Below are 21,746 nucleotides of genomic sequence, written 5' to 3'. Positions count from 1 at the left end.
ATGGTGGCTATAGCTCAGCTGGTAGAGCACCGCGTTGTGGTCGCGGGGGCCGCGGGTTCAAGTCCCGTTAGCCACCCCATCACCAAGACCCCCGGCGTCCAGGACGCCGGGGGTCTTCGCTTTCCCGCGCGGTCTATCCTTGCGGGGGCGCCGCCCCGCGGCGCACGTCTGAGGAGGTCCCATGTTCGCTGCCCTGACCGGAGCCGGCCTGTCCGCCGCGGCGGGCCTCAACGCGTTCATCCCGCTCGTCATGGTCGGGCTGTTCGCGCGCTTCACCGACTTCATCGTGCTGCCCGAGCAGCTCGACTGGCTCCAGTCGTGGCCCGCGATCATCATCGGCCTCCTCCTGCTCGCCGCCGAGCTCGTGCTCGACAAGATCCCCGGCGTCGACCACATCAACGACCTCCTGCAGTCGCTCGTCCGCCCCCTCGTCGGCGGCGTCATCTTCGCGGCGACCGCCGCGGCCCAGGTGATCGACCAGAGCAACTTCTGGCAGGAGAACCCGCTCGTCGCGGGCATCGTCGGCGCGATCATCTCCGCAGGCGTCCACACCGCGAAGTCGGCGTCCCGCCCGTCCGTCAACGCCGCGACCGCGGGCACCGGCGCACCCGTGGCCTCGTTCGCGGAGGACGCGACCGCGGTCGCGCTCAGCCTCATCGCGATCTTCGTGCCGATCCTCGTGATCGTCGTCCTCATCGCCATGGGCGCGGTGTTCTACCGCGTCGTCACCACCGGCCGCCGGCGCCGCCGCCGGCGCGCGCAGCTCGAGGCCGAGGAGCGCGCCGAGCGCGAGGAGCGCGCCGCGGCCGGCATGAAGACGCCGTGGTGGCGGGGCCGCTGGCGCTGACCCGCCCCCGCGCCGCCGCATCGTCCCGCCGGACGATGCGCGGGCTCAGGCCGCGGGCGCCTCGCCGAAGTCCGCGAGGAAGTCCGCGACGAACTCGTTCGCCGGGCTGCCGGTGACCTCCTCGGGCGTGCCGAGCTGCTCGAGCACGCCCCCGCGCGACAGCACCGCGATGCGGTCCGCGAGCAGCACCGCCTCGCGCATGTCGTGCGTCACCATCACGACCGTGAGCCCCAGCTCGCGCTGCAGCGCCTGGAACTCGCGCTGGAGCCGACGGCGGCCCTGCGGGTCGACCGCGCCGAAGGGCTCGTCCATGAGCATCACCGGCGGGCGCGCCGCGAGCGCGCGGGCCACCCCCACCCGCTGACGCTCGCCGCCGGACAGCTCGTGCGGGTAGCGCGGCCCGTACGTGTCCGCCGGAAGACCCACGAGGTCGAGGAGCTCGGCGACGCGGTCGGCGGTGCGGGCCTTGTCCCAGCGGAGCAGGCCCGGCACCGTCGCGACGTTCTGCGCGACGGTCCGGTGCGGGAACAGCCCGACGTGCTGGATGACGTAGCCGATGCCGCGGCGCAGCTCGACGGGGTCCTGGCCCATCACGTCCGTCCCGCCCACGAGGATGCGGCCGGAGCTCGGCTCGACGAGGCGGTTGATCATGCGCAGCGTCGTCGACTTGCCGCAGCCCGAGGGGCCCACGAGCGCGAGCACCTCGCCGGCCCGGGCCTCGAGGTCGAGCGAGTCGACCGCGACGGTGCCGTCCGGGTAGACCTTGCGCACGGCCTCGAGCACGATCCCGCTGGTGTCCATCGGTCCACCGTAGCGCGCACCCCGGGACCGTCCAGGGACGACGTGTACGGTCGAGGGGTGGACAATCCCTGGCTGTCGCTCGACTATCTGCGTCGCAGCGGCGACGAGGTCTGGGAGCAGCTGGTCATCCACACCACGCTCACCCTCGAGGCGATCCTCATCGCGGCGGCGATCGCGCTGCCACTCGCGGTCCTCGTGCGGCGCTCGCCGCGGCTGTCGGGACCGATCCTCGGCGTCACCGGCGTGCTCTACACCGTGCCGTCGTTCGCGCTGTTCGCGCTGCTGGCGCCGTTCACCGGGATCGGCCGCACCACCGTGCTCATCGGGCTCGTCGCGTACGCGCTGCTCGTGCTCGTGCGCAACACGGTGGTCGGGCTCCAGGGGGTCGACCCCGACATCGTCGACGCCGCGCGCGGGCAGGGCTACACCCGCATGCGCATGCTCCTCACGGTCGAGCTGCCCAACGCGCTGCCGAGCATCATCGCCGGTCTGCGGATCGCCACCGTGTCGACCGTGGCGCTCGTCACCGTCGGCGTGGTCGTCGGCTACGGCGGGCTCGGCCAGCTGATGTTCCGCGGCATGCAGTCCAACTACCGCGCGCAGATCGCGACCAGCTCGCTGCTGTGCCTCGCGCTCGCGCTCGTGCTCGACCTCGCGCTCGTGCTGCTCGGCTGGTGGCTGATGCCGTGGACCCGCGCCACCCGTCGCCGGTCCCGGCGGGCGCGGGCCGCCGCGCGCTCCGCGGAGGCCGCCGCGTGAGCACCATCGGCGACGCGTGGGACTACCTCACCACCCCCGAGAGCTGGGTGGGCGCGAACGGCATGTTCGGCACGAGCTTCGACGGGTCGCTGCGCTTCCAGCAGGACTCCATCATCGCGCTCACGATCGAGCACATCTACATGTCCTTCGCGGCGGTCGGCATCGCGGCGGCCCTCGCGCTGCCGCTGGGGCTGTGGCTGGGCCACGTGCGTCGCGGCGGCGGCGTCACCACCGTCATCTCGAACGTGTCCCGCGCGATGCCCACGCTCGCGCTGCTCACGCTGTTCGCGGCCTCCGCGATCGGCTTCGGCAACCGCGCGGTCATCATCGCGGCCGCGATCTTCGCCTTCCCTCCCATCCTCACCAACACCTTCACCGGGATGTCGGGCGTGGACGCCGACGTGCGCGAGGCGGCCTTCGGGCAGGGCATGACGCGCCTCCAGGTGGCCCTGCGGGTCGAGCTGCCGCTCGCGGTCCCGCTCATCGCCGCGGGGCTGCGGACGTCGGCGACGCAGACCGTCGCGACGGTGCCGCTCGCCGCGCTCGTGGCGGGTGGCGGCCTGGGCGTCATCATCAACTCGGGGCTCGCGACGCAGCGCTACGGCCAGGTGCTCGCCGGCGGCCTGCTCGTGGCCGCCGTCTGCCTCGGGATCGACTGGGTGCTGGGCCGCGTGCAGCGCGCCGTCACCCCGCCTCCCCTGCGCCGGGCGACGGTCGCCGCCGCCTGAGCCCGCGCATCGTCCATCCGTCCGCCCGCGCGCACGCGCCGAACGATGAATACCCTGGAAACCGGGCCGCACGGGAACAACGTGCCCGCATCGGAGGTTGCGGCCCAGTGAGTCCCCTACCCGAGGAGTGACATGCGAACGAGGAATCCACTGATCGTCGCGGCGGCCGCCGGCACGCTGCTGCTGGCCGGATGCGCGTCGGGAGGCTCGGACGGCGAGGCGTCCGGCTCGGCCTCCGAGGACGGCACGATGGCGCAGGAGTGCCAGCCGGTGCCCGGCGACGCGATCACCGTGCTCACCGACGACCTCATGCTGCAGAACGCCGACAACGTCATCCCGGCCGTCAACGCCGACGCCGCCACGCCCGAGCTGCTCGCCGGCCTCGACGCGGTGTCCGCGGTGCTCACCACCGACGACCTCATCCAGCTCAACAAGGCCGTCGACATCGACCGCACGACCTCCCAGGAGGCCGCCACCCAGTACGTCGCGGACAACGGCATCGAGTCGCCGGAGCAGGGATCCGGCTCGATCGTCATCGGCGCCGCGAACTTCTCCGAGAACATCACGGTCGCGGAGATCTACTCCGCCGTGCTCGCCTCGGCGGGCTTCGAGACCGAGGTGCGCACCATCGGCAGCCGCGAGACCTACCTGCCCGCGCTCGAGAGCGGCGAGATCCAGGTGGTGCCGGAGTACGCCGCCACCGTGACGGAGTTCCTCAACCTCGCCCAGAACGGCGCCGACGCCGAGGCCGTCGCCTCTGGCGACGTCGACGAGACGGTCGCGGCCCTCGAGCCGCTCGCCGAGACCGCGGGCCTCGTGTTCGGCGACCCGTCGGCCGCGCAGGACCAGAACGCGTTCGCGGTCACGCAGGGGTTCGCCGACGAGTACGGCGTCACCTCGCTCACCGAGCTCGCCGAGACCTGCGGCACCATCTCGCTCGGCGGCCCGCCGGAGTGCCCGGAGCGGCCGTTCTGCCAGATCGGGCTCGAGGAGGAGTACGGCCTCGAGGTGTCGCAGTTCGACTCGCTCGACGCGGGCGGCCCGCTCACGAAGAACGCGCTGCGTCAGGGCCAGGTCATGGTGGGCCTCGTGTTCAGCTCGGACGGCGAGCTGGGCTGACGCCCTCCACGCACCACGGAGGCCCGGCCCCCTCGGGGACCGGGCCTTCGTCTGAGGGTCGTCAGGCGGCGGCGCGCAGGTGGTGCACGACGGGCTTGACGAAGTACTCCGCCGCCTGGCGACGCGTGGCGTCCGCGGGCGACATGCCCGCGTCGACCCAGCGGATCCAGTCGACGATGCGCTCGGCGGAGCCGCGCAGGTCGAAGGCGTGCTGCCAGCCGAGCAGCTCCGAAGCCTTCGAGCCGTCCAGCCAGAGGAGCTTGTCCTCGGGGAAGGCGCAGGCCTCGCACGCGGGGCTGATGAGCGACGGCTCGCCCCAGGCGCGGGCAAGCTCGAAGACCATCTCGCCGGCGGTGAAGCCCGAGCTCGGCGGCGCGAAGTTCAGCGCGTCGACGGTGCGCTCCTCGGCGCCGAGCAGGCGGGTGCCGGCGAGGACGAAGCCCGCGACCACGTCGAGGACGTGCTGGAACGGGCGGACGGCGAGCGGGTCGCGGACGGCGAAGACGCGCTCGTCCTCGAAGGCGCGGATGCAGTTGGGCACGAGCCGGTCGGCGTCGTCGCCGCCGCCGATCACGTTGCCGAGCCGCACCGACGTGGCGCGGTACGGGGCGCCGTCGAGGCGCGTGAGGTCGGTGAACTCGCGGAACAGGATCTCCGCGATGGTCTTGGACGCCGAGTACGGGCTGCAGCCGCCCAGCGGGCTGTCCTCGGTGAGTTTGCTGTCGCCCGGCTTCATGGGCACGTAGCACTTGTCGGACGTCACGTGCACGAGCGCCGGGATCATGCCGAGGCGCGCGGCCTCGAGCACGTTGAGCGAGCCGCGCAGGTTCACGTCGAACGTGAGGTGCGGGTCCTCGAAGCCGCGACACAGGAGCGCCTGCGCGGCCAGGTGGTAGACGATGTCGGGGCGGTGCTCCTCGATGACCGAGAACAGCGTCTCGCGGTCACGCACATCCGCCTCGTACTGCCGGGTGCAGACGTCCCCGAGCCACGCGGCGCGAGCCGCCGAGGAGGGATCGTCGTTGATCGAGTACCCGATCACGTCGGCGCCGAGATGCTCGAGCACCGTAGTGAGCCACGCGCCGATGAAGCCGCTGTGGCCCGTGACAAGCACGGTCCTGCCGGTGAAATCCGGCATGCCCTCAGCCCGCTCAGCCATGTCCATCACGTTCCCCCCGTTTTGTGATCCCCCCTGGACGGGTCGCGACGTCGTTCCCCCAGCCCCTCGGCAGGGGAGGACGATGTCCTCACCCGGTAGGTTCGAGGAGCTCCGCCGGACCCTCCGGTCCGGCTTTGTCCCTTTTGCCCACGTTCTTACTTTTAGCGCACGGATAGGCGATTCGCCAGTCCTGATTGCGGCGGTTTGTGCGATTCGCACAGTTCTTGCGCGGCGGTTCGGAGCGTCGGACGGCGTCGTAGCGGCGGGTTCGCCGCACGACGGCACCCGCGCCGGCGGTTTCCGGGAACACGCCCGGCTCGGCCCTCGCGGGCCGGATCGGCAGCGCCGAGCTAGGGCCGCTCCCCCGCGGCCGGCACCAGCGGGCGGTTCTCGTAGAAGGTCTGCAGCACGACCGTCGTGCGGGTGGTGACGTTGACGGCCCGCCTGATGTCGCGGATCAGCGCCTCGAGGTCGGGCGGCGTGCCGACGCGGACGAAGAGCATGTAGCTCGCGTCGCCGGCGATCGAGTGGCACGCCTCCACCGCTTCGAGGTGCTCGAGGAGCTGCGGGACGTCGTCGACCTGCGCGGGATCCAGCGGCGTGATCTCGATGAAGGCGGAGAGCGGACGCCCCACCGCCTGCGGGTCGACCAGCGCCATGTAGCCGGCGATGACGCCGGTGGCCTCGAGCCGGCGCAGGCGCGCCTGGACCGCGGACGTCGACAGCCCCACCTGAGAGGCGAGCTGCGCGAGCGTGGCGCGAGCATCGCGCGACACCTCCGCCACGAGGCGCGCGTCGACCGGATCCTGCATGACAGGGACGCTACCGCATGCCGCGGAAGACCCGCGCCGACAACGCCGCCCGGCACCGGCAGAATCCTTGACCCGCGCATCGTCCGATGAAAGGCTTCCTGTAATGCGCACCAGGCGCAGGAAAAGTTCCACTCGACGTCGAGGGAGGTCCCCATGTCCCTGTCCGCCGGCACCGCGCAGCCCGTCATCGGCGAGCCCGAGGTCGTCGAGGACGTGCGCCGCGTCGAGACGAGCGCCGCCTGGCGGGGGCTCAAGGAGGCCGCGACCGCGCTGCAGGCCCTGCAGGTCAGGAACGGCGCGATCCCGGATGCCTCCGCCCACGCCTCCGCGCGCGGCCACGTCGACACGATCGTCGCCGCGATCCGTGCGCTCGCGCCGCTGTTCCCCCACGACGCCGCGTACCTGGAGGCGCTCCCCCGCGACTTCGCACGCTGGGTCGAGGGCGGCTTCGGGGAGCCCGACTTCCTCGACTCCCTGGTCGCGTTCCAGCCGCAGCGCCACCGCGTCGACGGCACCCGCCACCTGGTCGTCTTCCCCATGTACACGCAGAACGGCTCGTCGAGCCGTCACGTCGAGGCGCTGCTCGCGGAGGCGATCTGGCCCGACTTCGTCGCGGCGCTCGAGGCCGGCGACTACGGCAACGCGCTGTTCGTCTCGCTGCGGCTCGTCGACTTCACGCCCGGCTACGACACGAACTCGGCGGTGCTGTTCCCCGAGACCGTCGCGATGCGCGAGATCCCGGCGTTCACCTGGGGCGCGATCTTCCAGGACCGCGAAGCCGCGCGGTACCGCCGCGTGGTGGCGGCCGCCGCGGAGATCACCAAGCTCGCGCTGCCAGCCGACGCCGCCGCGATGCTCGAGGACCAGGCGCTCGCCGAGCGCACCTTCGTGATGTGGGACCTCATCCACGACCGCACCCACATGCGGGGAGACCTGCCGTTCGACCCGTTCATGATCAAGCAGCGCATGCCGTTCTTCCTCTACACGCTCGAGGAGCTGCGGTGCGACCTCACGGCGTTCCGCGAGTCCGTGGGGATCCAGCGGCGGCTCGACGCGCGCGCGGCCGCGGGCGAGGAGCTCTCCTCGATCGAGGCAGACACGCGCAGGCACGCGCGGCTCGTGCAGTACGCGGTGCTGTTCGACCGCATCTTCCGGTTCCCCCTCACGGGGTCGCGGGTGCGCAACTACGACGGGCTGGGCGGACAGCTGCTGTTCGCGTGGCTGCACCAGCGGCACGTCATCGAGTGGCGCGACGTCGAGCTCAGCATCGACTGGGAACGGGTCGCCGACGCGGTGATCGAGCTGAGCGACACCATCAACGCGCTGTACTGGGAGTCGATCGACCGGCCGAAGACCGCGCACTGGCTCAAGGCGCACGCGCTCGTGTCGAGCGTCGTGACGCCGCATCCCGCGTCGGTGTGGGCGCAGGGCCTGCCGCGCGAGGTGCTGGCCGGCCCCCCGAAGGGGTACACCGACCTCGTCATGGACGACGAGTTCCCGCTGTCGATGTTCTTCGAGGCGCTCGACAGGAAGATGCGGCCGGTCATCGAGTCGACCGCCGGCATCCGTTCCACGGCTGGATGACGATGCCGGACCTGACGGGGCGGACGGTGCTGGTCGCGGGGGCGACCAGCACCGTCGGCCACGCGGCGGTGCGCGCGCTCGCCGAGGCGGGTGCACGGGTGGTCGCGGTGGGGCGTTCCGAGGAACGGCTCGCGCCTCTCGTCGCGCTCGGCGCCCGGGGCGAGGCGGCGGACCTCACCGACGAGGCTGCCGTCGAGGCGCTGGCGGGGCGCCTCCACGGCGACGGGCTGACGGTCGACGGCGTGCTCCACCTCGTGGGCGGGTGGCGCGGCGGCGGCGGGCTCGCGGGGCAGACCGAGGCGGACTACCGCGTCCTCGAGGCCTCGCTCACCGCGCTGCGCCACGTCTCGCGGGAGTTCTTCGACGACCTTGCGCGCTCCCCCGCCGGCCGGCTCGCCATCGTCTCCTCGACGGCCGTGGAGCGTCCGCTCGCGGGCGGGGCGAGCTACGCCGCCGTCAAGGCGGCGAGCGAGGCATGGGTGCGGGCGGTGGCGCACGGATTCGAGAAGCACGCCCGCGACGCCGGGGAGCCGGGGCACGCGGCGGCGGTCGTGCTCCGGGTGACGAGCCTCCGCGGGCTCGAGGAGGCGGTCGCCGGTACGTTCGTGGGGCTGTGGGACGCGGGCGCCGAGGCGAACGGATCCGCGGTCAGGATCAGCGCCGACGAGGGCGCCGGCGAGGCCTGAGACCGGTCGGGGAAAGCGAAAGGCCCGGTCCTCGCGGACCGGGCCTTCGCACTCCGTACGCCCCCAGGGACTTGAACCCTGAACCCACTGATTAAGAGTCAGTTGCTCTGCCAATTGAGCTAGAGGCGCTCCGTACCGCACCGCGGCACGAGAGACAACCTTAGCAGGCTTCGCCAGGGAATGTGAAATCGGCACCCGGGTGCGGCCGCCGCTCCCGCGCCGTCCGTCGGCGCGGCTACGGTGGACCCCATGACCGACACCCGTCTCAGCGTGGGCGACACGGCCCCCGACTTCACCGCCCCCACCGATTCCGGCACCTTCACCCTCGCGGACCTCCGTGGCAAGAAGGTCATCCTGTACTTCTACCCCGCCGCGATGACCCCCGGCTGCACCACGCAGGCGTGCGACTTCCGCGACTCGCTGGACGCGCTGCACGCGGCCGGCTACGAGGTCGTCGGGATCTCGAAGGACTCGCCCGCCAAGCTCGCGCAGTTCCGCGAGAAGGAGGGTCTCACCTTCACGCTCGTCTCCGACGAGGACCTCGCCATCCAGAACCTCTACGGCGCGTGGGGCATGAAGAAGCTCTACGGCAAGGAGGTCGAGGGCTCGATCCGCTCGACCGTCGTGGTGGCCGAGGACGGCGCCGTCGCGCTCGCGCAGTACAACGTCAAGGCCACGGGCCACGTGGCGAAGCTGCGCCGCGACCTCAAGCTGGGCTGAGCGCCCGCCCCCACCCCACCACCCCACCCGTCGCCCCCGCCGGGCCTCGTTCGGGGGAACTCAGCGACGGTTTCCGGAGGTTCGCGACTCCCGCGGGAACTCGGCGACGCCCGGCGCCCGTATCCTTGACCGCGCGCGCGAGTGGCGGAATTGGCAGACGCGCTGGATTTAGGTTCCAGTGCCTTCGGGCGTGGGGGTTCAAGTCCCCCCTCGCGCACCTGCGACCCCGCACCGGCCCGCCCGGTGCGGGGTCTTCCGCATCCGCGCTGGTCGCCACCACAATGGCGCCGTGACCCACGACCTCCTCACGCTCGCCGCGGCGGGCTTCGTCGCGGGCCTCGCGGTCGCGATGCCGCTCGGCGCGGTGGGGCTGCTCATCCTGCGCGAGTCGATGGCGCAGGGTCTCCGCTCGGGCCTGGCCGCCGCGGCCGGCGTGGCGTCCGTGGACCTGGTCTACTGCGCGGTCGCCGTCGGCGTCGGCGCGTACTTCGTGGACGCGCTGCAACCGTGGATGACGACCATCGGGGTCGTCTCCGGCGTGGTGATCATCGGCATCGGCGTGACGCTGCTGCGCGACGCGCTGCGGCCCCCGGCGATCGAGGCCGGGGAGACGGTGGCCGGACGCCCGTGGCGGATCTACGCGCGCTTCGTCGGGCTCACGGCGCTCAACCCGGCCACCGTGGTCTACTTCCTCGCCCTCGCCGGCGTGGTCACCACGGTGACGACGGCCGCGTACGGTCCGGCCGTCTTCGTCGTCGCGGCCGGCGTCGCATCGCTGCTGTGGCAGGCGGGGCTGGCCATCGCCGGGGCGGCGATCGGCGCCCGGGTGTCCCCCCGCATCGTGCGCGCGCTCGGTCTCGCGGCGGCGGTCGCGGTCATCGCGCTCGGCCTCGCGGCGATCGCGGCCGCGCTCGCCGCCTGAGCCCGACCCGCGCATCGTCCCAGCTGCACGCTCGCACCGGCGTACGAATCCGGCCCCGCGCGCATCGTCCCTGGTCCCGCCAGACCGCCCGGGCCGGGTACGCCGGTTGCGACGAAGGAGGGGGGCGGCCGCCCCGACACGGCGAAGGCCCGGCCCTCCCGAGGGAGGAGCCGGGCCCGCGTGCGTGAAGGCTTAGTGCTGCGAGGCCTCGTGCTCGGCGATCTTCGCGCGGACCTCGTCCATGTCGAGACCCTCGACCGCGTCGACCAGCTGCTGCAGCGCCGGGCCGGGCAGCGCGCCGGCCTGGTTGAAGACCATGATGCCGTCGCGGAACGCCATCAGCGTCGGGATGGCGGTGACGCCGTACTTGATCCCGAGCTCCTGCTGCGCCTCGGTGTCGACCTTGGCGTGCACGATCTCCGGCTTGGCGTCGGAGGACTGCTCGAAGATCGGCGCGAAGCGCTTGCAGGGGCCGCACCAGTCCGCCCAGAAGTCGACGAGGACGATGCCGTCCTTGCTCACGGTCTCATCGAAGGTCTCGGTGGTCAGGTCGATCGTTGCCATGGGTTCCTCTCTTCGGCGTATACCCCGGGGGGGTATCCTACCATTCCCCTCAGTACGGTGTTTCGATATCCAGGTTGTCACGTCCCGGCGCGGTTGTGGGACCACGCGCGGTCAGGAGGTAGAAAAGACTCATGACCGACATGGCCGAGCTGCCCGACGAGCCGACAGGATGGCTCTCCGACCGAGAGCTGAAGCACGTCCGCACCCAGCTCCCGATGCTGTATGTGAACGTGATCCCCGTCCGGATTAATCCCATGGGCGAGATCACCGAGGTAGGGCTGCTCCTGCGGGCCTACGACGGGGTGATCTCCCGCGCGATCGTGGCGGGCCGCGTGCTCTACCACGAGCGGATCCGGGACGCGATCGTGCGCAACCTGGAGAAGGACCTGGGCCTCGCGGCCATGCCGCAGGTGCCGGTGTCCCCCGTGCCCGTCGCGGTCGCGGAGTACTTCCCCACCAAGGGCGTCACGCCGTTCCACGACTCGCGCCAGCACGCGACCGCGCTCGTCTACGTGGTGCCGGTCGACGGCCACTGCGAGCCGCAGCAGGACGCGCTCGACCTCACGTGGCTGTCGCCCGAGGAGGCGGCGAGCGACGACGTCGCGGCCGAGATGGCCGGCGGCCAGCACGTGCTCCTGCGCCAGGCGCTCGCCCTGTGCGGCGCGCTCAGCTGACGGGCGGCAGCAGCTCCGCCAGCTCGGCCCACCACGCGAGCCGGGTCGCGCGTCCGTCGTAGGACGCGCGGCCCTGGTTGCGGCCGCTCGGGCTGGGCAGCACGAAGACCCGCGCGCCCGCGAACGTCCAGTCCTGCGCTCCCAAGCCCGGGCGCGGCAGCCCGAGCCACCGCGCGGCCTGCGTCCCGGCCTCCTTCGAGGTGAACGCGATCCAGGCGGGACGATGCGCGTCCACCTTCGCGGCGAGCGCGGGCACGTCGTAGGGCAGGCCGCGGTCGTGGCTCTGCGCCATGGTCTTCACCAGGTCGGTGAGGCCGATCCCGTGCGCGGTGACCCGCGCATCGTCCTCCGGCGCGAGCGCCACGGGGACGATGCGCGCGGCGGCCAGGTACTCCCAGAAGCGGTTGCCGGGGCCGGCGTAGTAGTGGCCGCGGGCCGCCGAGGCGAGGCCGGGCGCCGTGCCGCAGAAGACGGCCCGCAGGCCGGGCGCGAGGTGGTCCGGGAGCACCGGCCGGTCCGCCTCGCCCACGGTCAGCCCCCGAGCACCGCCGCGACGTGCGGCGCGAGCTCGCGGAACGCGCGGCCGCGGTGCGAGATCTCGTTCTTGCGCGCCGGGTCGAGCTCCGCGTTGGTGACGGACTCGCCCTCGGCGACGAAGATCGGGTCGTAGCCGAAGCCGGACTCGCCGGCGGGCTCGCGCGTGAGGCGGCCGGGCATGCGCCCGATCACCACCAGCTCGCCGCCGTCCGGCGTGACGAGGGCGGCGGCGCAGACGAACGCCGCGCCGCGGTGCTCGTCGGGGATGTCCGCCATCTGCGCGAGCAGCAGCTCGAGGTTCTCCCGGTCCGCGCCGTGGCGGCCCGACCACAGCGCCGAGAAGATGCCCGGTGCGCCGCCCATGACGTCGACCGTGATTCCCGAGTCGTCCGCGATGGCGGGCAGGCCGGACGATGCGGCGAGCGCGCGGGCCTTGATGAGCGCGTTCTGCTCGAAGGTGACGCCGTCCTCGACCGGCGAGGGGGCGCCGAGTTCGCCGGCGGAGGCCACGTCCTCGCGCGCCAGGCCGGGGACGGCCGGGGCGAGGATGCCCCAGATCTCCCCGACCTTGTGCGCGTTGTGGGTCGCGATCGCGAGGCGTGCCACGGTCAGGCCTGCGTGGGCTCGAGGGCGAGCGCCTGGAGCACCGCGAGGTCCGCGTTGCCCTGGGTCGCGAGCGCGAGCAGCGCGTCCAGCTCGTCCTTGGAGAACGGCGCGCCCTCGGCGGTGCCCTGGACCTCGACGAAGCCGCCGACGCCGGTCATCACGACGTTCATGTCGGTCTCCGCGCGGACGTCCTCGACGTACGGCAGGTCGAGCATGGGGGTGCCGTCGATGATGCCGACCGACACGGCCGACACGGAGCCGGTGAGCGGCTGCGCGCCGCGCTTGATCGCGCCGTGCTCGCGACCCCACTCGATCGCGTCCGCGAGCGCCACGTACGCTCCGGTGATGGCGGCGGTGCGGGTGCCGCCGTCGGCGTCGAGCACGTCGCAGTCGAGCACGATGGTGTTCTCGCCCAGCGCCTTGACGTCGATGATCGCTCGCAGCGAGCGGCCGATGAGGCGGCTGATCTCGTGCGTGCGGCCGCCGATCTTTCCGCGCACCGACTCGCGGTCGTTGCGCGTGTTGGTGGCGCGCGGCAGCATCGCGTACTCGGCGGTGACCCAGCCCTCGCCGGAGCCCTTCTTCCAGCGCGGCACGCCCTCGGTGAAGGACGCCGAGCACAGCACGCGCGTGCCCCCGAACGTCACCAGGCAGGAGCCCTCGGCGTTCTTCTGGAAGCCCCGCTCGAACGAGATGGGGCGGAGCTGGTCGGGGGCGCGGCCGTCGGCGCGGGTGATCGTCATGGTGACGAGCCTATCCGGGGCGCCTCGGGCATCTCTCCACGCGCGCGAGGCGCTCCCCCACCAGCAACCGGGCGTGTCGCCGGCGAGTCGCGCTCGCGCGCCCCGAATCTCGAGGCCTCAGGCGGGGTCGCGTGGAGAGGTCACCGGGGGGTCAGAGCACCACGGTGCGGCCCGGGGCCGCGAGCGCTACCGGCGCCCCGTAGGCGACGGCCGCGAGCTCGAGGGTCGGCGCGGGGTCCACCCAGGACGCCACGTGCGTGACGACGAGCTCGCCCACGCCGGCGTCGCGTGCGAGCGTGCCCGCCTGCGTGCCGTTCATGTGGATGCCCTCGGGGTTGACGCGCGAGTGCGCCCAGCCGGCCTCGGCCAGCAGCACGTCGCAGTCGCGCGCGAGCTCGAGCACCTCGTCGCAGCGGTCGGTGTCGCCCGTGAACACGAGCGTCGCCTCGCCGTTCGCGGCGGACGGTCCCGCGACGCGCACGGCGTTCGCGGGGACCGGGTGCCAGGCCCGCGCGAAGGTGAGCGAGAAGGGGCCCACCTCGACCGCATCGTCCGCGTCGACGGGCATGTAGGCGAAGGGCTCGAGGTCGCCGCGGTCGCCGCCGCCGGCGATCTCCATGATCCGGTCGTCGATACCCGCGGGGCCGTAGAGCGGCAGCGGCGGGAGACCGTCGTCCTTGGCGGGGCCGTAGCGGCGCAGGACGGACAGCGCGGCCAGGTCGGCGCAGTGGTCGGGGTGGCCGTGCGACACGACCACCGCGTCGACGCGGGCGGGGTCGCAGTAGCGCTGGAGCGGGCCGATCGCGCCCGAGCCGAGGTCGAGGACGATGCGCCACGTGCGCCCGTCCGCATCCTCCGCCTCGACGAGGTAGCAGGAGGCGGGAGAGTCCGGGCCCGCGGTGGAGCCGGCCGAGCCGACGACGGTGAGCCTCATGACGCGGCCCCGACCGTGGGCAGCGGCTCGACCTGCGTCACCACAGGGCCGAGGAAGCGCTGCGCGAGCGCCTCGAAGCGATCCCGCGGCCCGGTGGCGTAGAAGCGGTGGGTCGGCGCCGCGGCACCGGAGTTCTCGAGCCCGTTGGCGGCGAGCACGCGGTAGACGTCGCGCGCGGTCTCGGAGGCCGAGTCGACGAGCGTGACGTCGGGGCCCATGACGTACGAGATCGCGCCCGCGAGCAGCGGGTAGTGCGTGCAGCCGAGGATGAGCGTGTCGACGCCGGCCTCCTGCAGCGGCTCGAGGTACTCGTGCGCGACCCGCAGCACCTCCGCGCCGGAAGTCTCCCCCGCCTCGACGAGGTCGACGAAGCGCGGGCATGCCTGGCTGGTCACCTGGATGTCGGGGGCCGCGGCGAGGGCGTCCTCGTACGCGCCGGAGGTGACGGTCGCGCGGGTGCCGATGACGCCGACGTGCCGGGTCCGGGACAGGGAGGCGGCGCGCCGGGCCGCGGGGATGATGACCTCGACGACCGGCACTCCGCGCTCCTTGGAGAACCGCTCGCGCGCGTCGCGCAGCACCGCCGCGGACGCGGTGTTGCACGCGATCACCAGGGTCTTCACGCCGTCCGCGACGAGCGCGTCCATGATGTCGAGCGCGTGGCGTCGCACGTCGGCGATGGGGAGCGGCCCGTAGGGCCCGTGGGCGGTGTCGCCCACGTAGTGCACCGACTCGTGCGGCATGGTGTCCATGATCGCGCGGGCGACGGTGAGGCCGCCCACGCCCGAGTCGAACACGCCGATCGGCGCGTCGTTCATCGAGTTCCTCCTAGCGTGAGCGACACCAGGGACTCCTGGAGCCACGTGAGCGCGTCGTAGACCATGCCGAGCCACAGCCGCTCGGGGTCGATGCCGACCTCGGCGGGCGAGGCCTGCTCGAGCGCCGCGGTCGCACGCGAGATCTCCTCGTGGAGCGCCTCGGCGTCCTCGTCGCGCTCGAGCCCGAGCCGCGACGCGAGCACCAGCCGCACGTCGGTGAGCGCGGCGGCGGTGGCCATCACCTCGGCGGCGGGCACCACCCACTCGGCACCGTCCGCGCTCAGCTCGTCCCAGATGCGGCGCAGCCGTGCGAGCTTGGACGCGCGCAGGTCGTCCTGGGTGAGGCGGCGGAACTCCTCCGCGACCTCGCGGTCCTCGGGCGCGGCGTTGGGCAGCAGGCGCAGCAGCGCGGGGTCGTCGGGCTCGGCGGGTGAGTCCGCGAGCGCGTCGAGGAAGGCGAGCGCCTCGGCGAGGTCCTCGCGATGCGGCAGCGACGAGTGGCGTTCGGCGCCGAAGTCCTCGCCGCCGAGCAGCAGGCCCACGTCCGCGACGATGCGCGCGATGACGAGGCGCTCGTCGTCGTCGAGCGTCGCGACGGCGGCGCCGTCCCGCTCGGCGAATCCCTTCACTTGCCGCTCCGCTCGAGGGTCGCCCACAGGCCGTAGGAGTGCATCGCCTGGACGTGCACCTCCATCTGCTCGCGGCTGCCTGCGCTGAGGATCGACCGGCCGTTCTCGTGCACCTCGCGCATGCGCGCCTCGGCCTCGTGACGGGGCAGGTGGAAGTACTCCTGGAACACGCGGGTGACGTAGCTCATGAGGTTGACGGGGTCGTTCCACACGATCGTGACCCACGGCTCGCTCGCGCGCGTGCCGACGCCCGCCTGCGTGTCGAGCCGCTCCTGGGTGCCCATGGGACCAGGGTAAGGCCGGGACCGGCCGCGGCGAGGTTACTCGTCGTCGTCGGATCCGAACGCGGCGTCGAGGATCTCCTTGCACGCCGGGCACACCGGGAAGCGGTTCGGGTCGCGCCCGGGGACCCACACCTTGCCGCACAGCGCGATGACGGGCTCGCCCGACATCGCCGACTCGAGGATCTTCTCCTTCTTGACGTAGTGCGCGAAGCGCTCGGCGTCGCCGGGCTCCACCAGCTCCTGCGTGTCGGTCCGCTCGATCGTCGCGGTGCCGCCCTGGGGCTGCGTCATCGGCTCAAGGGTCTCGCTCATGCCGACCATCGTACGCGCGCCGGCTTCGCGCGGGTCATGGCGCGGGGACGATGCGGCGGCCTGTCAGGCGACCGCCGCCAGCAGGCGGCCCGACCGGCGGTCGTAGAGGGCGCCGGCGAGCCGCAGCGCGCCGACGTAGGCGCCGATGCCCGCCACGAGGCCCGCGGCGCACGCGAGCCAGCCCCACGCGGGCGCGAGCGTGAGCGACAGCACGAACGGGATCACCACGAACGGCACGAGCCCCACCGCGACGAGGGACGACGCGAGCTGCGCGGCGAGCCCGGCACCCACGGCGCCGACCTCGGCGCCGAAGGGGCTCGCGCCGGGCGCGGGCGCGCGGTACGGCAGCAGCACGGCGCTCACCGCGGCGACGGCGAGGCTCACCCCGAGCACGCCGACGCAGGCGCCGAGCAGGCCCGGCGCGTCCTGCCATCTCCCGGTCCAGATGAGCGTGCCCGCCGCGGCGGCGAGCACGACGGGGAGTGCCCAGCCCGCGGCCGCGGCGAGACGCCCGCCCATGACGGCCCGGCCGAGGCGCCCCGACACCACGTCGAGCCACAGCCCCGTGGAGTCGAAGGCGACGTCGTTGTGACGACCCCAGCCGATGGTCGCGGCGAGCATGAGCGGCACCACGTAGGCCCAGCGGCGGTCGAGGTCGAAGACCGGCATGACGAGCGCGAAGAAGAAGGCGGGCAGGAGCAGCACGCCTGCGAGGGAGGCCAGGTAGCGCGGGTCGGACGTCCAGGCGCGCGCGAGGCGGGCGTGCACCGCCGCGGCGGCCGCGTCGCGCGGCGTCGCGGGCGTGCGCGTGGGGTCGAGGACGCGGTCGTGGTGGCGTCGCGCGCCTCCGCCGCGCCCGAGCGGGGCGACGAGGCTGCGGGCGACGTTGTCGTGCCACACCGCGAGCAGGGCGAGCGCCCAGCCGGCCTGGACCGCGAGCCGCCAGCCCGCGCCCAGCCAGTCGCCGTCCGCGGCGGCGCGCGGCGCGGCGGCACCGGCGCCGAGCGGCGAGCTCGCGAGGCTGGTGAGCAGGATCTCGACGTCCTCGCCGAGCACCTCGGTGAGCCCGTCGCGGAACAGCACGAGCGCGACGGGGGCGATCGCCGCGAGCCCGACGAGCATCGCCGCGGCCGTCGCGGCCTTGGCGCGTCGCGACGACAGCAGCCGTGCCGCCCAGGCGGCGCTCACCCGTGCGCCCAGCACCATCGAGGCGAGCATGAGCGCGAGGCCGAGCAGGCCGGTGAGCAGCACGCCGGCCCCCTCGCCTCGCCACGACGAGCCCAGGATGCCGAGGAGCAGCGCGAAGAACAGCGCGGGCAGCGTGAGGAACGCGGCCGCCACGAGCCCGGGCATGATCGTCCGCGCCGGGACGCCGAGCGAGCGGAAGCGCGCCGGCTCGAGCGTGTCGTCGAGCCCCGACACCACGAGCGGGACGGTCGCCCAGCCCACGGTGAGGACCGCGCACAGGGCGACCAGCGCATCGGCCCGGATGCCGGCGTCCTGGCCCGCGAGCGCGGCCTGCGCGATGAGCAGGGTCGGCAGCATCGCGAGCGCCCACAGCAGCCCGAGCACGAGCACCACGGCGCGCCACCAGTCGCGCCGCAGGAGGTGGCGCGTGGTGCGCAGGCGGATCCCTACGACTGTCGCAACCACGTGAGGTCCCGCTGGTCGCGGACGTCGCCGACGAGCGCGACGAAGCGCTCCTCGAGGTCCCCTCCCCCGCGCACGTCGCCGAGCGGGCCCGCGTCGAGGACGCGGCCCGAGCCGACGACGGCGACGTGGTCGCACAGCCGCTCGACGAGCGCCATGACGTGCGAGGACATCACCACGGTGCCGCCCGTCTCGACGAAGGCGGACAGGATGCGGCGGATCGCGCCGGCGGACACCGGGTCGACCGCCTCGAAGGGCTCGTCGAGCACGAGGACGCGGGGCGCGTGCACGAGCGCGCACGCAAGCCCCACCTTCTTGGTCATGCCCGCCGAGTAGTCCATGACGAGCACCGAGCCCGCATCCTCGAGGTCGAGCGCGGCGAGCAGGTCGTCCCGCCGGGCGCGCACGGTGTCACGGTCGAGCCCGCGCAGGCGGCCGGCGTAGGAGATGAGCTCGGCGCCGGTGAGCCTGTCGAAGGTGTGAAGGCCGTCGGGCAGCACGCCGAGGAGCGGCTTCGCGGCCTCCGGCGCGGCCCACAGGTCCACGCCGAGGACCGCCACGGAGCCCGCGTCGGGCTCGAGCAGCCCGGTCGCCATCGACAGCGTGGTGGTCTTGCCCGCACCGTTGGGCCCCACGACGCCGTAGAAGGATCCCGCCGGGATGTCGAGGTCGACGCGGTCGACCGCCAGCGTGGAGCCGAAGCGCTTGGTGAGGCCGCGGAGGGCCAGCGCGGGGACGGTGGTCACCCGGTCAGCGTATCGCCGCGCTGCCAGGCGCGTTGCGCGAGCGGCGGCCGGGGCATGGCGGGAACGTCGGCGCATCGGATATAGTTAACGCTACAACCAAAATGGCGACGAGAGCATGAGGAGCACGGGATGGGCACGTCGGAGCAGGACCGGATCGCGTCGGGCACCCGGATGGGGCCGGTCGAGCTGCGCGTCGACGACCTCGCGACGATGCTCGCGTACTACCGCGACGTGCTCGCGCTCGAGGAGATCCGCGTCGACGGCGCGCGCCACGTGCTGGGCCGCGGCGGCGTGGAGACCGTGGTGCTCACGCCCACCCGCGGCCTGCCGCGCTTCGACCGGCGCGGCGCGGGCCTGTTCCACACCGCCGTGCTCTTCGACTCGCGCGAGGGCCTCGCCGCGGCGGTGCTGCGCGTCGCACAGGCGGCGCCCGGCTCGTTCACCGGCTCCGCCGACCACCTCGTGAGCGAGGCCTTCTACTTCGACGACCCGGAGGGCAACGGCGTCGAGCTCTACTTCGACCGGCCGCGCACCTCATGGGCGCGCGACGCCGCGGGCCGCCCGCTCATGGGAACCGAGCACCTCGACGTCAACGGCTTCCTGCGCACCCACCTCACCGAGGCCGAGGCGACGGCCCCCGCGACCGCCGCGAGCGTGGGCCACGTGCACCTCCAGGTGGGCGACATCCCCACCGCGAAGGACTTCTACATCGGCGCGCTCGGCTTCGACGAGGTGCTCGACATGGGCTCGGCGCTGTTCGTGTCCGCCGGCGGCTACCACCACCACGTCGGGCTGAACACGTGGAACTCGCGCGGCGCGGGCCCGCGCGCGGCGTCGCTCGGGCTGGGCACGATGGACATCGTCCTTCCCACCGCGGACGACCTAGGCGCCATGCGGGAGCGGCTCGCCCACCGCGGCACGGCGGTCGCCGACGACGGCCGCACCGTCGCGGTGCGCGACCCATGGGGCTCGGAGATCCGCGTCACCGTCGCCCGCTGAACCCCGCACAGACGACGTCATCCCAGGATGACGGGCGATCGGGCGCGTCCCCGTGACACCTAACCTACGGTCGCGTAGGGTTGCGGCATCGACGGCACGGTCGCCCGTGCTCACCCCGGCTGGGAAGTCGCCGCACGAGCCTGGAGACCCATGACAGACGCACCGCGCCTGCCCGCATCGTTCCCCGTCAACCGCATGACCTCGTCGTTCGCCGAGCTGTCCGCGACCATCCGCGACACCGGCCTCATGCGCCGCGCCTACGGCTTCTACGCCGGCTTCGGCGCCGCGCTCGCGCTCGCGCTCGGCGGCCTCGTCACCGGCTTCGTGCTGCTGGGCGACTCGTGGTTCCAGCTGCTCATCGCGGCGGGCCTCGGCATCGTGCTCACGCAGGTCGCGTTCCTGGGGCACGAGGCCTCGCACCGCACCGTGCTGGCGTCGGGCCCGGCGAACGACCGCCTGGGCCGCCTCCTGTCGACCGTGATCGTGGGGATCAGCCACCAGTGGTGGATGACCAAGCACACGCGCCACCACGGCAACCCCAACCGCGTCGGCAAGGACCCCGACATCGAGCGCGACACCATCTCCTTCCTCGAGGACGATGCGGCGCGCGCCCGGGGCCCGCTGCGCTGGCTGACGCAGCGCCAGGGCTGGCTCTTCTTCCCCCTGCTCACGCTCGAGGGCCTCAACCTCCACTACCGCTCGATCGCGTCGCTCGTCACCGGCGGCACGCGCCGCCAGCGCTGGATCGAGCTGCCCTCCATCGCGCTGCACTTCGGGCTCTACCTCGTGCCGGTCTTCCTGTTCCTGCCGCTGGGCATGGCCTTCGCGTTCGTGGGCGTGCAGATGGCGGTCTTCGGCGTGTACATGGGCGCCTCGTTCGCCCCCAACCACAAGGGCATGGCGATCGTGGGCCGCGACGAGCGCCTGGACTTCCTGTCGAAGCAGGTGCTCACCAGCCGCAACATCCGCGGCGGCTGGGCGATGTCGATCCTCATGGGCGGGCTAAACTTCCAGATCGAGCACCACCTGTTCCCGTCGATGGCGCGGCCGCACCTCGCGCGGGCCAGGGAGATCGTGCGCGAGCACTGCGCGACGCTCGGGATCCCCTACACGGAGACCTCGCTGCTCGAGTCCTACGGGATCGTGATCGCGTACCTCAACCGCGTGGGCCTCGCCGCGCGCGACCCCTTCGACTGCCCCGAGCGCGTCGCGATGGGGCGGTAGCGGGACCGCTCAGCGGCCGGGCGCGGTGACGAGGTCCGCCTCCGCGTTGGCGACCACGGGCTCCGGCTCCTCCATGAGCTCCTCGGCGCCCGCCGCATCGTCCTTCGAGAGCTTCCCTGCGACGTAGGCGTAGGCGAGGCCGATGACGATGGCGCCGCCCACAAGGTTCCCCAGCCCCACGAAGGTCATGTTGGTGGCGAAGTCGCCCCACGTCACGTCGCCGCCGCTGAGGAGGCCGATCGCGAACGTGGTCATGTTCGCGACGACGTGCTCGAAGCCGGCGGCGATGAAGGCGAGCACGCCCCAGAAGATGATGACGGCCTTGGCGACCTCGTTCTTGAGGCGCGCGGCGGCCCAGATCGCGACGCACACGAGCACGTTGCACATGACGCCGCGCCAGAACAGCTCGGCCGGGGTGTGCGCGATCTTGCCCGCGAGCGTGTCGACGGCGAACTCCCCCGCCGGCCCGTGCGCGAGGATGCCGGTCTGGATGATCACCCACGCGAAGGCGAACGCGCCGAGCATGTTGGAGAAGAAGATCCCCAGCAGCACCCCGCCGGCGCGCAGCCACGAGATGGTGCGCCGCACGGCGCCGAGCGGCAGGATCATCATCGCGCTGGTGGCGAGCTCCGAGCCCGCGAAGACGACGATGGTGAGCGCCGCGGCGAAGACGCTTCCCGCGACGAGCTTCTCGAACGGGTTGCCGTCGACGTGGAGCGGGCCCGCGGCCGACCACATGAGGACGTCGCCGACACCGATCCACATGCCCGCGAGCATCGCGGACACGATGAGCCGCACCGGGGTGCGCGACAGCGTCGCCTTGGCGTGCGCGGCCTTCGCGTGGACGTCGACGGTTTCGGGGAGAGTCAGCACGGGTCAACGGTACGGG

The 21,746-nt window shown here is 73.0% G+C and carries 25 protein-coding genes, 3 tRNA genes and 1 pseudogene; 13 read left to right on the top strand and 16 right to left on the bottom strand.

Going from position 1 to position 21,746, the window contains the following annotated elements; translation table 11 throughout:
* Positions 1 to 3 precede the first annotated feature (3 nt).
* Both QQX09_RS12555 and QQX09_RS12550 read left to right on the top strand, forming a co-directional pair.
* Positions 4 to 79, top strand: a tRNA-His gene (locus QQX09_RS12555).
* 102 nt (positions 80 to 181) lie between these two features.
* Positions 182 to 847, top strand: a complete 666-nt coding sequence (locus QQX09_RS12550) for a DUF4126 domain-containing protein (RefSeq protein ID WP_301135270.1) — start codon at positions 182 to 184, stop codon at positions 845 to 847.
* Between the two features lie 75 nt (positions 848 to 922).
* On the opposite strand, the pseudogene QQX09_RS12545 reads toward QQX09_RS12550, so the two are convergent.
* Positions 923 to 1,648, bottom strand: a pseudogene (locus QQX09_RS12545) (ABC transporter ATP-binding protein); the annotation flags it as partial.
* A gap of 57 nt (positions 1,649 to 1,705) precedes the next feature.
* Here QQX09_RS12545 and QQX09_RS12540 point away from each other — a divergent pair.
* From QQX09_RS12540 to QQX09_RS12530, 3 genes are all read left to right on the top strand, one after another.
* On the top strand, positions 1,706 to 2,407 hold the full coding sequence (locus QQX09_RS12540) for an ABC transporter permease (RefSeq protein WP_301135267.1): 702 nt from the start codon (positions 1,706 to 1,708) through the stop codon (positions 2,405 to 2,407).
* Positions 2,404 to 3,135, top strand: coding sequence for an ABC transporter permease (locus QQX09_RS12535; RefSeq protein WP_301135265.1), 732 nt, complete (start codon positions 2,404 to 2,406; stop codon positions 3,133 to 3,135). Before QQX09_RS12540 ends, QQX09_RS12535 begins: the two co-directional genes overlap by 4 nt.
* A 132-nt stretch (positions 3,136 to 3,267) precedes the next feature.
* Positions 3,268 to 4,254 (top strand): glycine betaine ABC transporter substrate-binding protein, encoded by a 987-nt coding sequence (locus QQX09_RS12530; protein ID WP_301135261.1) that lies wholly within the window; start codon positions 3,268 to 3,270, stop codon positions 4,252 to 4,254.
* 61 nt (positions 4,255 to 4,315) lie between these two features.
* Here QQX09_RS12530 and QQX09_RS12525 read toward each other — a convergent pair whose 3' ends face one another.
* Both QQX09_RS12525 and QQX09_RS12520 read right to left on the bottom strand, forming a co-directional pair.
* Positions 4,316 to 5,413: an NAD-dependent epimerase/dehydratase family protein gene (locus QQX09_RS12525; protein WP_301135258.1), complete on the bottom strand. Its 1,098-nt coding sequence runs from the start codon at positions 5,411 to 5,413 to the stop codon at positions 4,316 to 4,318.
* 350 nt (positions 5,414 to 5,763) lie between these two features.
* Entirely contained in the window at positions 5,764 to 6,225 is a 462-nt protein-coding gene (locus QQX09_RS12520) for an Lrp/AsnC family transcriptional regulator (protein ID WP_301135256.1), read from the bottom strand.
* A gap of 153 nt (positions 6,226 to 6,378) precedes the next feature.
* Here QQX09_RS12520 and QQX09_RS12515 point away from each other — a divergent pair, with 153 nt between their 5' ends.
* Both QQX09_RS12515 and QQX09_RS12510 read left to right on the top strand, forming a co-directional pair.
* Positions 6,379 to 7,809 (top strand): DUF6421 family protein, encoded by a 1,431-nt coding sequence (locus tag QQX09_RS12515; protein WP_301135253.1) that lies wholly within the window; start codon positions 6,379 to 6,381, stop codon positions 7,807 to 7,809.
* A gap of 2 nt (positions 7,810 to 7,811) precedes the next feature.
* Complete coding sequence (locus QQX09_RS12510) at positions 7,812 to 8,495, top strand: SDR family NAD(P)-dependent oxidoreductase (protein WP_301135251.1); 684 nt, start codon at positions 7,812 to 7,814, stop codon at positions 8,493 to 8,495.
* A 56-nt stretch (positions 8,496 to 8,551) separates the two neighbouring features.
* Here the strand turns inward: QQX09_RS12510 and QQX09_RS12505 are convergent.
* Positions 8,552 to 8,624: transfer RNA gene (locus QQX09_RS12505), tRNA-Lys, on the bottom strand.
* Positions 8,625 to 8,744: 120 nt separating this feature from the next.
* Between QQX09_RS12505 and bcp the strand changes: the two genes are divergently transcribed.
* The 3 genes from bcp to QQX09_RS12490 all read left to right on the top strand — a co-directional run bounded on the left by bcp (position 8,745) and on the right by QQX09_RS12490 (position 10,137).
* The gene (gene bcp / locus QQX09_RS12500) at positions 8,745 to 9,215 is read left to right on the top strand and encodes a thioredoxin-dependent thiol peroxidase (RefSeq protein ID WP_301135249.1); all 471 of its coding nucleotides are present in this window, start codon (positions 8,745 to 8,747) and stop codon (positions 9,213 to 9,215) included.
* Positions 9,216 to 9,350: 135 nt separating this feature from the next.
* Positions 9,351 to 9,432 (top strand) — tRNA-Leu (locus QQX09_RS12495).
* Between the two features lie 72 nt (positions 9,433 to 9,504).
* Positions 9,505 to 10,137 (top strand): LysE family translocator, encoded by a 633-nt coding sequence (locus QQX09_RS12490; protein ID WP_301135247.1) that lies wholly within the window; start codon positions 9,505 to 9,507, stop codon positions 10,135 to 10,137.
* A gap of 192 nt (positions 10,138 to 10,329) precedes the next feature.
* Here the strand turns inward: QQX09_RS12490 and trxA are convergent, their stop codons facing one another.
* Positions 10,330 to 10,701: a thioredoxin gene (gene trxA / locus QQX09_RS12485; protein WP_062296869.1), complete on the bottom strand. Its 372-nt coding sequence runs from the start codon at positions 10,699 to 10,701 to the stop codon at positions 10,330 to 10,332.
* 131 nt (positions 10,702 to 10,832) lie between these two features.
* On the opposite strand from trxA, the gene QQX09_RS12480 reads away from it, so the two are divergent.
* The gene (locus QQX09_RS12480) at positions 10,833 to 11,375 is read left to right on the top strand and encodes a DUF4916 domain-containing protein (protein WP_301135240.1); all 543 of its coding nucleotides are present in this window, start codon (positions 10,833 to 10,835) and stop codon (positions 11,373 to 11,375) included.
* On the opposite strand, the gene QQX09_RS12475 is transcribed toward QQX09_RS12480, so the two are convergent.
* The 10 genes from QQX09_RS12475 to QQX09_RS12430 form a co-directional block, all read right to left on the bottom strand.
* Positions 11,368 to 11,904 carry a mismatch-specific DNA-glycosylase gene (locus tag QQX09_RS12475; protein ID WP_301135238.1) on the bottom strand — a complete coding sequence of 179 codons (537 nt, stop codon included), beginning with the start codon at positions 11,902 to 11,904 and terminating at the stop codon, positions 11,368 to 11,370. The two genes, QQX09_RS12480 and QQX09_RS12475, sit on opposite strands and share 8 nt — an antisense overlap.
* A 2-nt stretch (positions 11,905 to 11,906) precedes the next feature.
* Complete coding sequence (gene rdgB, locus QQX09_RS12470; protein WP_301135305.1) at positions 11,907 to 12,524, bottom strand: RdgB/HAM1 family non-canonical purine NTP pyrophosphatase; 618 nt, start codon at positions 12,522 to 12,524, stop codon at positions 11,907 to 11,909.
* Complete coding sequence (gene rph, locus QQX09_RS12465) at positions 12,521 to 13,261, bottom strand: ribonuclease PH (protein ID WP_301135236.1); 741 nt, start codon at positions 13,259 to 13,261, stop codon at positions 12,521 to 12,523. Before rph ends, rdgB begins: the two co-directional genes overlap by 4 nt.
* A gap of 151 nt (positions 13,262 to 13,412) precedes the next feature.
* Entirely contained in the window at positions 13,413 to 14,195 is a 783-nt protein-coding gene (locus QQX09_RS12460; RefSeq protein WP_301135234.1) for an MBL fold metallo-hydrolase, read from the bottom strand.
* Positions 14,192 to 15,013: a glutamate racemase gene (murI, locus tag QQX09_RS12455; protein WP_301135231.1), complete on the bottom strand. Its 822-nt coding sequence runs from the start codon at positions 15,011 to 15,013 to the stop codon at positions 14,192 to 14,194. The genes QQX09_RS12460 and murI overlap by 4 nt, the downstream gene beginning before the upstream one ends.
* A complete protein-coding gene (locus tag QQX09_RS12450; RefSeq protein ID WP_301135229.1) occupies positions 15,010 to 15,642 on the bottom strand; it encodes a DUF2017 family protein in 633 nt (210 codons plus the stop codon). Before QQX09_RS12450 ends, murI begins: the two co-directional genes overlap by 4 nt.
* Positions 15,639 to 15,926: an ATP-dependent Clp protease adapter ClpS gene (gene clpS, locus QQX09_RS12445; protein WP_301135227.1), complete on the bottom strand. Its 288-nt coding sequence runs from the start codon at positions 15,924 to 15,926 to the stop codon at positions 15,639 to 15,641. The genes QQX09_RS12450 and clpS overlap by 4 nt, the downstream gene beginning before the upstream one ends.
* Positions 15,927 to 15,962: 36 nt before the next feature.
* A complete protein-coding gene (locus tag QQX09_RS12440; RefSeq protein WP_301135225.1) occupies positions 15,963 to 16,238 on the bottom strand; it encodes a DUF3039 domain-containing protein in 276 nt (91 codons plus the stop codon).
* 63 nt (positions 16,239 to 16,301) lie between these two features.
* Complete coding sequence (locus QQX09_RS12435) at positions 16,302 to 17,891, bottom strand: hypothetical protein (RefSeq protein ID WP_301135219.1); 1,590 nt, start codon at positions 17,889 to 17,891, stop codon at positions 16,302 to 16,304.
* On the bottom strand, positions 17,873 to 18,709 hold the full coding sequence (locus tag QQX09_RS12430) for an ABC transporter ATP-binding protein (RefSeq protein WP_436969071.1): 837 nt from the start codon (positions 18,707 to 18,709) through the stop codon (positions 17,873 to 17,875). Before QQX09_RS12430 ends, QQX09_RS12435 begins: the two co-directional genes overlap by 19 nt.
* 54 nt (positions 18,710 to 18,763) lie before the next feature.
* Here QQX09_RS12430 and QQX09_RS12425 point away from each other — a divergent pair, with 54 nt between their 5' ends.
* Together QQX09_RS12425 and QQX09_RS12420 are read left to right on the top strand one after the other, a co-directional pair.
* Positions 18,764 to 19,633, top strand: a complete 870-nt coding sequence (locus QQX09_RS12425) for a VOC family protein (RefSeq protein ID WP_301135214.1) — start codon at positions 18,764 to 18,766, stop codon at positions 19,631 to 19,633.
* A gap of 150 nt (positions 19,634 to 19,783) precedes the next feature.
* On the top strand, positions 19,784 to 20,857 hold the full coding sequence (locus tag QQX09_RS12420) for a fatty acid desaturase family protein (protein ID WP_301135212.1): 1,074 nt from the start codon (positions 19,784 to 19,786) through the stop codon (positions 20,855 to 20,857).
* 9 nt (positions 20,858 to 20,866) lie between these two features.
* Here QQX09_RS12420 and QQX09_RS12415 read toward each other — a convergent pair whose 3' ends face one another.
* Positions 20,867 to 21,730 carry a formate/nitrite transporter family protein gene (locus QQX09_RS12415; protein WP_301135210.1) on the bottom strand — a complete coding sequence of 288 codons (864 nt, stop codon included), beginning with the start codon at positions 21,728 to 21,730 and terminating at the stop codon, positions 20,867 to 20,869.
* Between the last annotated feature and the right edge of the window lie 16 nt (positions 21,731 to 21,746).

Origin of the sequence: Demequina litoralis (assembly GCF_030418455.1) — a bacterium.
GTDB classification, from domain to species: domain Bacteria; phylum Actinomycetota; class Actinomycetes; order Actinomycetales; family Demequinaceae; genus Demequina; species Demequina litoralis.
The sequence above is the reverse complement of the archived record's forward strand: the minus strand, read 5'-3'. Positions and strand labels throughout refer to the sequence as shown.

What these genes read in the sequence shown, in the direction of transcription:
- QQX09_RS12550 (WP_301135270.1), top strand. Translation starts at nt 182, where the DNA reads ATGTTCGCTGCCCTGACCGGAGCCGGCCTGTCCGCCGCGGCGGGCCTC.
- QQX09_RS12530 (WP_301135261.1), top strand. Translation starts at nt 3,268, where the DNA reads ATGCGAACGAGGAATCCACTGATCGTCGCGGCGGCCGCCGGCACGCTG.
- QQX09_RS12525 (WP_301135258.1), bottom strand. Translation starts at nt 5,413, where the DNA reads ATGGCTGAGCGGGCTGAGGGCATGCCGGATTTCACCGGCAGGACCGTG.
- QQX09_RS12520 (WP_301135256.1), bottom strand. Translation starts at nt 6,225, where the DNA reads ATGCAGGATCCGGTCGACGCGCGCCTCGTGGCGGAGGTGTCGCGCGAT.
- QQX09_RS12515 (WP_301135253.1), top strand. Translation starts at nt 6,379, where the DNA reads ATGTCCCTGTCCGCCGGCACCGCGCAGCCCGTCATCGGCGAGCCCGAG.
- QQX09_RS12510 (WP_301135251.1), top strand. Translation starts at nt 7,812, where the DNA reads ATGCCGGACCTGACGGGGCGGACGGTGCTGGTCGCGGGGGCGACCAGC.
- bcp (WP_301135249.1), top strand. Translation starts at nt 8,745, where the DNA reads ATGACCGACACCCGTCTCAGCGTGGGCGACACGGCCCCCGACTTCACC.
- trxA (WP_062296869.1), bottom strand. Translation starts at nt 10,701, where the DNA reads ATGGCAACGATCGACCTGACCACCGAGACCTTCGATGAGACCGTGAGC.
- QQX09_RS12480 (WP_301135240.1), top strand. Translation starts at nt 10,833, where the DNA reads ATGACCGACATGGCCGAGCTGCCCGACGAGCCGACAGGATGGCTCTCC.
- rph (WP_301135236.1), bottom strand. Translation starts at nt 13,261, where the DNA reads ATGACGATCACCCGCGCCGACGGCCGCGCCCCCGACCAGCTCCGCCCC.
- QQX09_RS12460 (WP_301135234.1), bottom strand. Translation starts at nt 14,195, where the DNA reads ATGAGGCTCACCGTCGTCGGCTCGGCCGGCTCCACCGCGGGCCCGGAC.
- murI (WP_301135231.1), bottom strand. Translation starts at nt 15,013, where the DNA reads ATGAACGACGCGCCGATCGGCGTGTTCGACTCGGGCGTGGGCGGCCTC.
- clpS (WP_301135227.1), bottom strand. Translation starts at nt 15,926, where the DNA reads ATGGGCACCCAGGAGCGGCTCGACACGCAGGCGGGCGTCGGCACGCGC.
- QQX09_RS12440 (WP_301135225.1), bottom strand. Translation starts at nt 16,238, where the DNA reads ATGAGCGAGACCCTTGAGCCGATGACGCAGCCCCAGGGCGGCACCGCG.
- QQX09_RS12430 (WP_436969071.1), bottom strand. Translation starts at nt 18,709, where the DNA reads ATGCGCCGACGTTCCCGCCATGCCCCGGCCGCCGCTCGCGCAACGCGC.
- QQX09_RS12425 (WP_301135214.1), top strand. Translation starts at nt 18,764, where the DNA reads ATGGGCACGTCGGAGCAGGACCGGATCGCGTCGGGCACCCGGATGGGG.
- QQX09_RS12420 (WP_301135212.1), top strand. Translation starts at nt 19,784, where the DNA reads ATGACAGACGCACCGCGCCTGCCCGCATCGTTCCCCGTCAACCGCATG.